General features: G+C 40.1%; 11 protein-coding genes. 6 read left to right on the plus strand and 5 right to left on the minus strand.

Going from position 1 to position 14,045, the window contains the following annotated elements:
- The 4 genes from GNP81_RS12265 to phoB all read right to left on the minus strand — a co-directional run bounded on the left by GNP81_RS12265 (position 1) and on the right by phoB (position 5,334).
- Positions 1-2,208 (minus strand): ABC transporter permease subunit, encoded by a 2,208-nt coding sequence (locus tag GNP81_RS12265; protein ID WP_155669823.1) that lies wholly within the window; start codon positions 2,206-2,208, stop codon positions 1-3.
- A gap of 108 nt (positions 2,209-2,316) precedes the next feature.
- Positions 2,317-3,255, minus strand: coding sequence for a PstS family phosphate ABC transporter substrate-binding protein (locus tag GNP81_RS12270; protein ID WP_196587321.1), 939 nt, complete (start codon positions 3,253-3,255; stop codon positions 2,317-2,319).
- A 65-nt stretch (positions 3,256-3,320) separates the two neighbouring features.
- Positions 3,321-4,616, minus strand: coding sequence for a phosphate regulon sensor histidine kinase PhoR (gene phoR, locus GNP81_RS12275; RefSeq protein WP_063668452.1), 1,296 nt, complete (start codon positions 4,614-4,616; stop codon positions 3,321-3,323).
- A 25-nt stretch (positions 4,617-4,641) separates the two neighbouring features.
- On the minus strand, positions 4,642-5,334 hold the full coding sequence (gene phoB / locus GNP81_RS12280) for a phosphate regulon transcriptional regulator PhoB (protein ID WP_005420619.1): 693 nt from the start codon (positions 5,332-5,334) through the stop codon (positions 4,642-4,644).
- A 214-nt stretch (positions 5,335-5,548) separates the two neighbouring features.
- Between phoB and rdgC the strand changes: the two genes are divergently transcribed.
- A complete protein-coding gene (rdgC, locus tag GNP81_RS12285) occupies positions 5,549-6,460 on the plus strand; it encodes a recombination-associated protein RdgC (RefSeq protein ID WP_196587327.1) in 912 nt (303 codons plus the stop codon).
- Between the two features lie 94 nt (positions 6,461-6,554).
- Here rdgC and GNP81_RS12290 read toward each other — a convergent pair whose 3' ends face one another.
- A complete protein-coding gene (locus tag GNP81_RS12290) occupies positions 6,555-8,096 on the minus strand; it encodes a sodium:solute symporter family protein (protein WP_155673350.1) in 1,542 nt (513 codons plus the stop codon).
- Between the two features lie 346 nt (positions 8,097-8,442).
- On the opposite strand from GNP81_RS12290, the gene GNP81_RS12295 reads away from it, so the two are divergent.
- The 5 genes from GNP81_RS12295 (at position 8,443) to GNP81_RS12315 (ending at position 14,014) form a co-directional block, all read left to right on the plus strand.
- Complete coding sequence (locus GNP81_RS12295) at positions 8,443-9,738, plus strand: MFS transporter (protein ID WP_155673351.1); 1,296 nt, start codon at positions 8,443-8,445, stop codon at positions 9,736-9,738.
- 127 nt (positions 9,739-9,865) lie between these two features.
- Complete coding sequence (locus GNP81_RS12300) at positions 9,866-10,882, plus strand: nuclear transport factor 2 family protein (RefSeq protein ID WP_102426425.1); 1,017 nt, start codon at positions 9,866-9,868, stop codon at positions 10,880-10,882.
- A gap of 241 nt (positions 10,883-11,123) precedes the next feature.
- Positions 11,124-12,137 carry a LacI family DNA-binding transcriptional regulator gene (locus GNP81_RS12305; protein WP_155669833.1) on the plus strand — a complete coding sequence of 338 codons (1,014 nt, stop codon included), beginning with the start codon at positions 11,124-11,126 and terminating at the stop codon, positions 12,135-12,137.
- A 230-nt stretch (positions 12,138-12,367) separates the two neighbouring features.
- The gene (gene trhP / locus GNP81_RS12310; RefSeq protein WP_005420624.1) at positions 12,368-13,756 is read left to right on the plus strand and encodes a prephenate-dependent tRNA uridine(34) hydroxylase TrhP; all 1,389 of its coding nucleotides are present in this window, start codon (positions 12,368-12,370) and stop codon (positions 13,754-13,756) included.
- 3 nt (positions 13,757-13,759) lie between these two features.
- The gene (locus GNP81_RS12315) at positions 13,760-14,014 is read left to right on the plus strand and encodes a YfhL family 4Fe-4S dicluster ferredoxin (protein WP_005420626.1); all 255 of its coding nucleotides are present in this window, start codon (positions 13,760-13,762) and stop codon (positions 14,012-14,014) included.
- Positions 14,015-14,045 lie beyond the last annotated feature (31 nt).

Raw genomic sequence — 14,045 nt, forward strand, 5'->3', positions numbered from 1 at the left:
CTACAAACTACGGTATTTTTCACGTAACCCTTGGCGGATCCATTCAGCCAATGAGTTAACAAAAAAAGTGAAAACAAACAATAAAAATGCAGCCAAGAACAACATTCTAAAGTGCGTACTACCCATTTCCGACTCAGGCATTTCAATAGCAATATTTGCCGCTAGAGTCCTCATCCCCTCTAAAATATTACCATCCATAATTGGCGTATTTCCGGTAGCCATTAACACAATCATTGTCTCTCCAACGGCGCGACCTAGCCCCATCATCACAGCAGAGAAAATACCTGGACTGGCAGTCAATAGTACAACCTTTGTGAGCGTTTGCCACTGTGTTGCTCCCAACGCTAATGAGCCTTCAGATAGATGTTTTGGCACAGAGAAAATAGCATCTTCTGCAATGGTATAAATGGTCGGAATGATCGCCGCTCCCATCGCAATACCAACGACCAAGGCATTACGCTGGTCATAACCAACGCCGTTGTCACCTAAATAATTTCGTAAATCACCACCAAACAACCAATCTTCAATCACATACCCATACTTAAAAGTAAAGTAACCAATTACAACTAAAGCGGGTATTAATAAAATTGCATGCTGTCCACGAGGTAACTTACGCATAATATGAGCTGGCAAAATGTGCCATACGAAAGCAATAATAATCATGCTTAACGGGAAGAATACCAGTAGGCTAAATACGGCAATTAAATTATTTTCAACAATTGGAGCTAACCAAATTCCAGCTAATAACCCAATAATAACCGTTGGTAACGCCTCCATAATTTCAATGGTTGGCTTTACATAACGACGTACATTTGCAGACATAAAATACGCGGTATAAATCGCACTACCTATAGCGATAGGCCCTGCAAAAATCAACGCATAAAATGCCGCTTTTAATGTACCAAACGCTAGCGGCATTAAACTAAACTTTGATTCAAAATCATCATTGGCGGCTGTTGATTGCCAAATATAAGCAGGCTCTGGATAACCTTCATACCATACCTTTCCAAACACAGACTGAATGCTCACTTCTGGGTGAGGATTCGTAATATCAAAACATTTCCATCCAGATTTTGTCAGCGTTATTAGTTTTTCACCATTTGGTGGTTGAGTGGCAGCCAAAACAACATCATTAAATAAATGCTGTTTAAATAATGCTTTTTCTGTTGTGGTATGAATTAAGGTTAAATTGCCTTTTTCATCAATCACACTTACACCTTTACGGTATACCTCGGGAGAAAGCTGCTCAATAGGCGCATCAAAATTAAAGGTTCTAATTAAAGTAAGTGAGCGTTTTTCATTATTAATGGTATCAAACCATTGAGAAAAGCTACCATTATCAAACTGAACAAGTACCGAATGGGCACCAGCTAATAAAGTGAGTTTTTGTGCAGACTCTTTTAAGGGGATACTTTCACGTAGTGAAGCCTGATGCTCACTTAAGCTCCATACTTGTAATTCATGTTGGTAAAGCAAATAAAGAAAATCATTATTAGGTGTGATCACCATTGAAAGCAGATTTTTCACTTCATTTACGCCATTAAAATGAATGGGAATGGCCTCCCAAAGCGTTTCACCTGTCATTTGATTAACGCTAGCATCTAACTCAAAACCAAGAAGACGATTATCTTCCGTTTTAGCTAATACAACGCCTTCGTTTGGAGTCAAACTTAAAGCCAGTTGGGTTAATGCTTTTTGTTTATCATCCATTTGAAGCGTAGGAAAAGGAAGGAATGATTCAACATAAGGAATAAGCTGACGCTCTCCTTTAGAATAATTTGTTTGAAAGCCTATTTGAGCAAATTGAACTCGACCTTTCTTATCACCAAAAGCAAACCAATCTTGGCTCTCAATTGTGGTTGTGAATGCCGTTGGATCACTTATTATTTGCTGTTCACTCACCTGATTTTTATTAATCAGATCAATAAACTGAACCTTTCCTGATTCATCAATACGGTAAACCATTTTGCCTTGTTCATCTGAGCCAATAGCGAGAGTCGAATGAGTGTAATTCACTGCGTATTGATTTATAGGTTCTACATTTACAGAAGTGAAAATAGGAGAAATCACAGCCAATAAATAAAAACAAATAAGTAGAAGAGCGGCAATGATCCCAACACCACTCGATTTAACCCAGACACGCATAATCAGATCTACAACACGACGTTGTTTATCTCGAGTTCTCTGATTAGGTTTGGCGTATGCCATGATGGGTTAACCTCAATTTTATAATATGGATAAACGGTATTTTTCATTATAGGGGTGACACTATAATGACAAACAAAACCAATCTAGCTGAGTAGATTAATTTTCGTGTTAGTGTAAATTTAATTTTGATAATTCTTGTAAAACAAATCGTTCAGGAAGCGCAATATAACCATCCTGTTCAACTCTATCTTGCCCTTCTCTAGAGAGCATATAACGAATAAATTCAGCATCAAGAGGAGGCAGCTTCGCTGTTGGTGGCTTATTTATATAAATATATAAGAAACGCGCTAATGGGTATTGGCCATTAATAATATTGTCTGTGGTTGGTTCAATATAATCGGTTCCAGCTTTACTGATAGGTAAGAGTTTTACCCCTGACATTTGATAACCAACACCAGAATAACCAATGCCATTTAAAGAGGCAGAGATCCCTTGAACTACAGATGCCGATCCCGGTTGTTCATTAACATTAACCTTAAAATCCCCATTGCATAGCGCATTATTTTTAAAGTATCCGTAGGTACCAGAGACTGAATTTCGACCAAATAATTGAATTCGATGCTTTGCCCAACTGGTGTGCACGCCAAGATCTTGCCAACGATTAATCGACTTTAACGCACCACAACGCAAAGTAGCAGAAAAAATAGCATCAAGTTGGGCGAAATTTAGTCCTTTAATTGGGTTGTCCTGATGAACAAAAATTCCGAGGGCATCAATTGCGACTCGGATTTCAGTTGGAGGGTAACCAAATTGTCTTTCAAATGCGGCTTTTTCACTTTGCCGCATTTTCCGGCTCATAGGACCAAATTGTGCGGTACTTTCAATGAGAGCGGGTGCAGCAGTTGAAGACCCAGACGCTTGAATTTGTATATGAACTCTGGGATAAATTCGTTGAAAGTCTTCAGCCCACAATGTCATCATATTAGCTAAGGTATCAGACCCAATTGAAGATAAATTGCCAGAAATACCAGAAACCCGTTGATAAGGTGCAAGTTTCCCATCATAAGCTAATACACTTTTTACAAAGCACAACCAAAGTAATCCCATGGGAATAAATACCCTAAACCACTTTACTGTTCTACTTTGCGTATTAATCATGATGTTGTACTTACTTAAAGAATGAGTTTTTTAGGTAATGTAAATGAGAAAGTACTGCCTTTTCCTAACTTACTTTTTATTTCAAGCTGAGAATCATGATGACTAAGCGCATGCTTAACAATTGCTAGCCCTAATCCACTGCCACCCGTTTCTCTAGAACGTGCTTTATCTACACGATAGAAACGCTCCGTCAAGCGAGGAATATGTTGAGGCTCAATACCTTGCCCACTATCGGTAACTTTTAACTCTGCCCCACTTGAATTGGTTTGCCAATCAACGATAATTTCAGCGCCATCCGTCGTATGCTTCACCGCGTTATACACTAAATTTGAAATAGCGCTACGCAATTGATCTTCATCGCCTTTTACTTTGAGATTATGATCAACATTAAAGGTAATTTTATGGTTTCTTTCACCACTTAGCGCAACGGCTTCTTTCTCTAAAATATCCAGCATGGAAGGAACATCTACGCGATCTTCTAGCATTGATGTGGCTGCCGCTTCTATTTTAGATAAGGTTAATAATTGCTCAACAAGTCCTTCCATACGAGACAATTGCTCAGTCATTACACCATGTGCTCGGTTCCACATTGGTCCAACTAACATGTCTGGGTCTTCCGACATTTCCAAATAACCACGAAGAACCGTCATTGGTGTACGTAATTCATGAGATACGTTAGCAAAGAAGTTACGACGCATCCCCTCAAGCTGCTTAATTTGAGAGACATCACGTACCACCATTAGATATTCACCATCGCTGTATGGTGCAATACGGATTTCTAGCGTTTTATCGCTATTGATTGGTGATTTCATATCCAATGGAAAATCAAAATGTTGATCCATTAAATACTGCACAAAATCAGGCGTTCTAATTAAATTAGTGATCGGCTGACCAGAATCATCAGGCCAACGAAATCCTAATAACGATTGTGCTAACGTGTTACACCAAACGATATTTCCTTCGTGGCGAAAAACGACTACCGCATCAGGTAAGGCTTCTGCACCTTGACGGAATCGACGGATTAAACCAGATAGTTCTTTACGACGCTTCTTATGCCTTTTTTGCAGACGATACGTCTCATCAAAAATAGGCTCCCAGCTACCAGAAGCTGATGGAGGCGTTGCCTTTCGGCCTTCATGCAACCAACGAGACATCTTGATTTGGTTATGTAAGTGCCAAATTAATAAAATAAAAGAGGCAAGGAACAGCAATGGCCATAGTGCATCAAATAGATACCCTACGATAACCCAAGGAACATAGAAAAAAACCAATTCTCCAATCAATTTTTTCCATGAAAGACGCTCAACCATTACCCTTTACCTTACAAAAATTAAATTACGATGCTTGTACAGAGAAGCGATAACCAGCACCACGAACCGTTTGAACTAAACGATCATGACCTTCTACTTCTAACGCTTTACGTAAACGACGAATGTGCACATCAACCGTTCTATCTTCCACATAGACATTGGTGCCCCATACGTTATTCAATAACTGCTCACGGCTATACACACGCTCTTGATGAGTCATAAAGAAATGCAGCATTTTAAACTCAGTAGGCCCCATATCTAACGGCTTATCATTTGCCGTCACACGATGAGATACAGGATCAAGTTTAAGGCCTTGCACATCAATCAACTCTTCGATTGATGTTGGGGAAACACGACGAATTACCGCTTTTAAACGTGCCATCAACTCTTTTGGTGAAAATGGTTTTGTGATGTAATCATCCGCGCCCACTTCTAGACCTCGAACTTTATCTTCTTCTTCACCACGAGCGGTTAACATGACCACAGGGATCTTTTTTGTAAACTCATCACGCTTAAGATGTTTTATTAAATTAATGCCTGAACCACCAGGTAGCATCCAATCTAGCAAGATCAGATCAGGATAAGGTTCACAAAGTAGGGATAGCGCAGAGTCATAATCTTCTGCTTCGATAGGTTCATAACCTTTTTGCTCTAGAACAAAACACAACATTTCACGAATTGGTGCTTCATCTTCTACAACAAGGATCCTTCTAGCCATTCTCTTTTACCTAAGTTAACCAACAAAAATTGTGAAGCTATTATTAAAGCTAATTATGACACTTTTGTGACTATTGAAAAGAAAAGTTCATATTCTATGCAATGAAAAGTCACTTCGTAGGGATTTCTTTAAGATCCTAAAAACTCTACAAGCATAATCCTTCAAAATTTCATATCATAGGCACACTAAAAAAAGATAGGAATTCAGCATCATGATGTGGTTTAAAAATTGTTTAATTTATCGTTTTACTAAAGAGATTGATCTCAATCCAGAACAACTTGAAAAACAACTGAACGATTTTCGTTTCACGCCATGTGGCAGCCAAGATATGCAAAAATTTGGCTGGGTGACAGCAATGGGCCGACACGGTGATATGCTGACTCATGTAGCAAGCAATAATATTCTTATCTGTGCCAAGAAAGAAGAAAAAATGCTTCCAGCATCTGTCATTAAAGAATCAATGAATGCAAAAATTGATGCGCTTGAAGCAGAACAAGGTCGCCCTCTAAAGAAAAAAGAAAAAGACGCAATTAAAGACGATATCGTGGTTGATTTGCTTCCTCGTGCATTCAGTAAGCACCAACAAACGTATGCGTTAATCCTTCCTGAATCTGGATTTATCATTGTAGATGCAGGCAGTTACAAAAAAGCAGAAGACGTTTTAGCACTACTTCGTAAATCTATTGGTAGTTTGCCTGTTGTTCCTCTTACCTCAACTCAACCAATTGAGAATGCCTTAACTGAATGGGTGAAAACAGGCTCTTGCCCTCAAGGTTTTGAAATGGGTGAAGAAGCCGAGCTAAAAGCAATTTTAGAAGATGGCGGAGTGATCCGTTGTAAGCAACAAGAACTGGTATGTGATGAGATCCACGCTCACATTGATGCAAATAAAGTAGTTACAAAATTAGCTCTCACTTGGCAAGAGCGTTTAGAATTTATTCTTGCTGATGACCTGTCTCTAAAACGTTTAAAATTCAGTGATGAAATTAAAGATCAAAACGAAGATATTGGCTTTGAAGACAAAGCAGCGCGCTTTGATGCAGATTTCTCGCTAATGAGTTCTGAGCTTGATGCACTTCTACCTGATCTTTTCAAAGCACTTGGTGGCATTGAAGAGAAAGAGTAAAAGCTGATAGTGCCAAATAAGTAAATCACTTACTTGGCACTTACTTTTTTCTATATGAAAAAATAACAAGCTAAGCTACTTAGTCTATTCTCACCTAAGAAAGAACAGCATAAAGCCAATCAGGTATAACAATACAAGCAACAATCGTCACACTAGCAAACACCAACAAACCGTAGTGACTTACGGTAGGCTTAGCGAACAAATCTTTTTGCTTATCTATAAATTCATTTTGTTGCTGTGTCACCTCTCCCCAGAAGCGACTCACAACAACACCTAAAACTAAAAAAATAACCGTACCAATCAAAGCAAACCACGGCCAAGAAATACCACTATATTTAGCAATAAACACCACGATTACACTACCAATACTACCTACTATCACTCCTTTTTCATTTGCTTGCTTAAAAAACAAACCAAGAAGGAATGACCCTAGACGAATACCAACAAAAATTGAGGTCAGACTTGCAATGGTTTTAAGTACCGACTCATTAGACACAGCAAGCAAAGCAGGAACAACAACCGAAGCCGCAGCAACAAGGCTCATCTTTCTTGCCACTGATTCATAATGTGCATCAGAAGCAGATTTGTGGAAAAAGCGTTTGTAGAAATCGAATGTCGCAACGGTTGCCATTGAGTTGTAGGTTGAATCCAATGTAGACATGGCTGCTGCCGATAGCGCAGAGATCACCAATCCAACAATTATTGGATTAGTATGGTTAAACACGAAATCGAGAATAACTTCATTACTGTTTTCAAAACTATGATCTTGATAAAAGATGTTTAATAACACCCCCATTACAGCAAAAAACAGATAGATAAAGAATGCACCATAGCCACAAAGCAGCATGGATTTTTGAGCGGTTTTAACGTTTTTAGTCGCTAATGTTCTTTGGATAATCAATTGGTTAGTACCATATACACTCAAGTGTAAGAAGCTTACCGCTACCACCCCCGCCCACAATGTAGTGTCTACGCCCAAATCAAAGTCTAGATCGATAATATTTAAGTGATCTGGAGACAACACCTCTCCAGCATCAATCTTCATTAACAATAAACAGAAGATCGCAATACTACCAATAATTAGCACTGCCGACTGCAGCATATCTGTCCATATAACAGTTGATATGCCACCTGCATAAGTATATAGAGCGGTAAATAGAGTGATGTAAATAATGGCCTCTGAAATACCAATGGGTAACACTTGTACCAAAATCAGTGCCACCGCATACAAAATTACCCCCGCCGAAATACACTGGACAACAATAAATACGATAGAGTTGATCGTGCGAGCAACAACGCCAAAACGAAACTCTAGATACTCATAAATTGAGGTTAAACCAAGCTTGTAGAAGACAGGGACAAAGAAAATCACAGCGAAGAAGATCACTATCGGATAGTTCAAATGAACGCTCATCGCTTCCATGCCAGAGCTATAAACCCAGCCAGGCATACCCACGAACGTCATAGCACTAATGTAAGTGGCTAGGATCGACACACCAGCCGTAAACCAGCCAAATTGTTTTCCACCTGTTGAAAAATCGCCACTAGCGCTATAACGATTATTAACTAAGTAGCTGATAAATAAGGTAGCTAGCACATAAAGAGCAATAACAACAAAACTTGAGTACGTAACCATTTTTAGATTCCGTTTATTATATTACGCAAATTATTCACTGCTAATATTACTTAAAATTGGATACTTTCCTTTAAAAACCCCCTACAAGTGTGATTATTGTCACTAAGATAAATAATTAACGTTAAGAATAGTTATATAAGTGTAAATCTTACGCAGGTGAGATCAAGATCACTAAAAATGACTAAATGGGTACGCATTCATTTTAAATTCGACTTTGATCACGGATCTTTTAACCACAAAAACTCTATTATCTCTCGAGATATAAAGGTGGCGTGCTAACTACTAACAAGTACTACACTGCAATGAAAACCAAACACAACCCATATAAAACAAAGGTTTATTATTCATGAATACAAAAAAACACATGAGTGAAGTTCCTATGATTCAAAGGGTAGCTGCTTATCTTGCAATTTTAGTAGGCTACTTTTTTTATTGTTACAACTTTGTAATTATTGACTACGTACGCCCATACATCATTGAAGCGTATGACGGTATTAACTTAGCGGATACCGCTCAATTCTATACATGGCAGTCAGTTGGTGCGCTTATTGGTGCCCTAAGCTGTGCATGGGTGGCATCAAACTTTGGTAAAAAATCGACTCTTATTGCCATCACTGCACTAAACGGCGGCGCAACCATCATCAACATGATGTTTACAGACTATGCAATGTGGGCAGCTATGCGTTTCATCATCGGTATTTCTTTAGGTGGTTACTTCACGGTAGCTGTGAGCCTAATGATCGGTCTATTTACGCCAACGGTTCGCGGTAAGTTAACAGCATTTGCTTCTTCTATGTTCTCAGTTGCCCTAATGGCAATGGGTGCCTACGCAGCGTTTATCTCAAGTATTGATGCTCCTTGGCAAAGCCTAATGTGGGTTGGCGGTATTCCTCCTCTAGTGGCTGCTGCACTGATGATCTTTATTCTTCCAAGCGACAAAAAAGTGATCGCTTACGGTGAAGAAGAGCAAGCAGAAGCCGAAGCATCAAATGCACCTGCGAAAAAAGGCTCTTGGGGCGAAATGCTTAGCGCCCCTTACCGCAAACTAACCATCACTTGTCTACTGCTGGCAGGTCTTAACTTCTATGGCTATCAATTCTTCTCTGGCTTCGTGACAACATACCTAAAAGAAGTTCGTCAATTTGACGGTGCAACTATCGGCATCATCTTCTCTATCTCGGCATTCGGCTCTCTATTCGGTGCTTGGGTATGGGGTGCAATCGCAGACAAATACGGGCGTAAGGTAAACGCATTCGGTTTCATCCTTGCTGGTGTAATGGCTTCAGTATTCTTTGTAGCACCAAGTGACGTGATGATCGGTAGCCTAAACATGTTGGCTATCCTAGGTCTTATTTACAACTTCGGTTTATCGGCTTCAGCGGTATGGGGCGGGTACTTCTCTGAATTGTTCCCAGCTCATCTACGCAGCTTCGGTGCAGCTCTGTTTCATGGTGGTCGTATCATCGGTATGTGGGCACCTATGGTTCTGGTATTCATCCAAGAACGCAGCGACCTTGCAACAGCAATGTGGGGCTCACCAATTGTATGGATTGTGGCTGGCCTGCTGTGGCTATCTCTACCTGAAACATTGAAAGGCGGCATCTTCGACAAGAGCAAAAAAGCGGAAGCAGCTAAGGCTTAATTCCCTTTCGCTAAAGGTCTTTCAAGACAACGAATAAACACTATTCCGGCTGAACAGTCAGCCGGTAACAAAGTCCAAATCGAGTCCTGTTCCGAATGTTGACTCGACAACAAAAAGAGAATGAATTATGTCTAAATATCAAGAAGCTAAACGCATTGTTCGCGAATACTTTGATGCAATGGAAAACGCAACTCATGAGAACGTTGCTGAAGTACTAAAAGCACACACTTCTGAAGATTACTTGTGGCGCGGTGTTTACCCATTCCGTGAGCAAGAAGGCGCTCAAGCTGCAGCTGACGTATTCTGGGCTCCAATGATGAAATCAATGACTCGCATGCAGCGTCGTCAAGACATCTTCATCGGCGGTAACAACGAAATCAACCCAGATGAAATTTGGGTAATGAGCATGGGTCACTTCATGGGTCTATTCGACGCTGAATACCTAGGCATGCGCCCTACTGGCAAAATCATGAACGTTCGCTACGCAGAATTTAACTGTGTTGTTGACGGCAAAATAACTAAGACAGGTCTATTCCTAGACCTACTAGGCATGATGGACCAAGCGGGTTGCTACCCACTACCACCATCAACAGGTAAGCACTTCGTATACCCTGGCCCACGTAACCACGACGGCCTACTGTTTGAAGATGCAGCACCAGAAGAAGGCGTAGCTACGCTTGCTCTAGTGAACAAAATGGTTGATGACCTATCTGCACTTAACGACAGCGGCGCTATGGGTTGCCCACCAGAAGTGCTAGAGAAGAGCTGGTCTAAAGATATGATCTGGTACGGCCCATGTGGTATCGGTGCATCTTACACCATTCCTCGTTACCAGAAGCAGCACCAACTTCCTTTCCGTAACAACCTGAAAGACAAGAAGTTTAATGGTCACGTTTGTCGCTTCGCTGAAGGCAGCTTCTCTTGCTTCTTCGGTTGGCCAAACCTATCAAACACGCCAACAGGTGGCTTCCTAGGCATGACTGGTGGCGAAGTTCGCGCAGACATGCAAGTGGTTGATGTTTACTACCGTGACGGCGACAAGCTATCTGAGAACTGGGTACTGATCGACCTTCCTTACTGGTTGAAGCAGCAAGGCCTGGACGTGTTCGAACGCACTTCTACTATCATGAACCCAACACTGTAGAACAAATTATTTAAACCGAAAAATAAAAACAAGCGGTAGTATTCAAAGTAAAATCTTACTTTGGGGTATGACTTGCTAGGAGGATCTTTTCTTCTCCTAGCAAGTACACCCACCAACATTAACTGCTCAATAAATAATATTTATATCCTTAATTTTCATAACATTCTAAGCATTGCTTTATTGAATACCTACCCATTCATGATATCCTGTAAACAGTTAACTTGGCTAAAAAGCATGCTCTATGAATTCACCAAAACAAACAGTAACTTCAAAAGATGTCGCTAAATTAGCTGGCGTTTCTCAATCTACCGTTTCTCGTGTATTTATCTCGGGTAGTTCTGTATCTGAAAAAACTAAACAGAAAGTATTTGAAGCTGCAAAAGCACTAAACTATCGTCCTAACGCATTTGCAAGAAGCCTTACGACTAATGAATCTAAGTTGATTGGCTTAGTTTTCCCTGATGCTGACTATCCAATTCATATGAAAACTCTTCAACTCATTTCTACTGAGTTACAAAAACAAGGATATTCAGCAGTACTTATTCCTTGGCAAATAGACGATAACGATAACCATTCTATTCCTAACATCTTTCAATATCGTGTTGATGGTGTCATTGCTGCATCTGCTACATTTAACAAGTCGCTTTATGAAGAATGTGAAGAATTCAATATCCCAATAGTTCAATATGCACGTGTAGTTAAAGACACTAAGAGTAGTCATGTGGTTAGCGACAATTACGCAGCAGGCCAACTCGCAGCTCAACACTTTCATCATGTAGGAACAAAATCAGCTGTTTACTTAACGGGCAACGTGCCTACCTACACCAACGGTGAACGCGAAGCAGGTTTTTGCTCAGAATTCGAAGAGCTGACTGGCAAACAAGCTCGTGTTATTGAAGCTGATTATGATTATCTTGATTCACTCGACACTATTCGAGCTCTCTTTTCAGAATCGACACAACCTCAAGCGATTTTCTGTGCAACAGATAATTTAGCTATGGCTGTAATGGATATTGCACGCTTAGAATTCAATCTTCGTATTCCAGAAGATATTCAAGTTATTGGTTTTGATGACATTCCACAAGCCCAATGGTTAAACTACCAGCTCACGACTTTCAAGCAAGATTTCAAACGACTTGCTCGTGAGTCAGTAAAAATTGTGGTTAATCAAATTCAAGAACGAAATACCAGCTTAGTTAAGTTAATGATCCCCGTTCAATTTATAGAGCGTAACACGACACAAAAGATTAAATAGAAGATCAATTTAGCATAATCTAAAACAATATATTTTAGACAACCGACTCTATAAAAACATACGTTAATTAATCATGTACAAATAAGTAGACTTGAATCATAAGTAAATATTTATAAGGTTCTTCCTCAACCCTAGCACTTCCCTCACTTTCCATGTAAAATCCGGCCTCCTTCATATCTTCAGTGATATGAACTGACTTGAGATCAGAATACTAAAATTGGGAAGCAATCATGTTTAAACCAGAACTACTTTCGCCTGCGGGCAGCCTTAAAAATATGCGTTACGCGTTTGCCTACGGTGCAGATGCTGTATATGCAGGCCAACCACGTTACAGCCTTCGTGTTCGTAACAACGAATTCAACCATGAAAACCTACAGATCGGTATTAACGAAGCGCACGCGCAAGGTAAAAAACTGTATGTTGTATGTAATATCCAACCACATAACTCAAAGTTAAAAACCTTCATTCGTGACTTAAAACCAATCGTAGATATGGGTCCTGATGCCCTAATCATGTCAGATCCTGGTTTAATCATGATGGTTCGTGAAGCTTTCCCTGATGTGGTTATCCACCTATCAGTTCAAGCTAACGCTGTAAACTGGGCTACTGTTAAGTTCTGGGCTACCCAAGGTGTTGAACGTGTGATCTTATCTCGTGAATTATCACTAGAAGAAATTGAAGAGATCCGTGAACACTGCCCTGATACTGAATTAGAAATTTTCGTACACGGTGCATTATGCATGGCGTACTCAGGTCGTTGTCTGCTATCTGGTTACATGAACAAACGTGATCCTAACCAAGGTACGTGCACTAATGCATGTCGCTGGGAATACAAAACAGAAGCAGCAAAAGAAGACGAAAATGGTCAAATCGTTGAAGCTAATCCAACTGGTGTTGAGATCCAAGACGTTGAAGTTCAAAACGAACGTCCAGACAACACTCTAGGCTTAGGTAAACCAACAGACGAAGTAGTTCTTCTTTCTGAATCTCACCGTCCTGAAGAGAAAATGGCTGCATTTGAAGATGAGCATGGTACTTACATCATGAACTCTAAAGATCTTCGTGCAATCCAACACGTTGAACGTCTAACTAAAATGGGTGTTCACTCTCTAAAAATTGAAGGTCGTACTAAGTCTTTCTACTACTGTGCTCGTACAGCTCAAGTTTACCGTAAAGCGATTGATGATGCTGTTGCAGGTAAACCATTTGATGAAAGCCTAATGGGTACGCTAGAAAGCCTAGCTCACCGTGGCTACACAGAAGGTTTCCTACGTCGTCACACACACGATGCATACCAAAACTACGATTACGGTTACTCTATCTCTGATTCTCAACAATTCGTTGGTGAATTCACAGGTAAACGTCGCGGTGATTTAGCTGAAGTTGATGTTAAGAATAAATTCCTATTAGGTGACTCTGTTGAGATCATGACACCACAAGGTAACCTAACACTGACTCTAGATGTAATGGAAAACCGTAAGAGTGAAGCTGTTGAAGAAGCAAAAGGTAATGGCCACTTTGTTTTCATTCCAGTACCTGCAAATGTGGATCTAGAATACGGTCTTCTAATGCGTAACTTACACACGGGTGAAGATACTCGTAACCCACACGGCAAGTAAGTAATGGCGTTATTGATCAATAAAAAATGCATTAACTGTGACATGTGTGAACCTGAGTGTCCAAACGAAGCAATCAGCATGGGTGATGAGATTTACGAAATTAATCCAGATCTTTGTACTGAGTGTAAAGGCCACTACGATGCGCCAACGTGCCAATCAGTTTGCCCTATCAGTAACTGCGTTATTTCAGATCCAGATAATGTAGAAACAGATGAAGAGTTATTAGAAAAATTCGTTAAGATCCAAGGTCTAGCGTAAAGTAATCATCTCTTCTGAACCAAATAAAAAT

The organism is Aliivibrio fischeri (assembly GCF_009727955.1).
Classification (GTDB): Bacteria; Pseudomonadota; Gammaproteobacteria; order Enterobacterales; family Vibrionaceae; genus Aliivibrio; species Aliivibrio fischeri_A.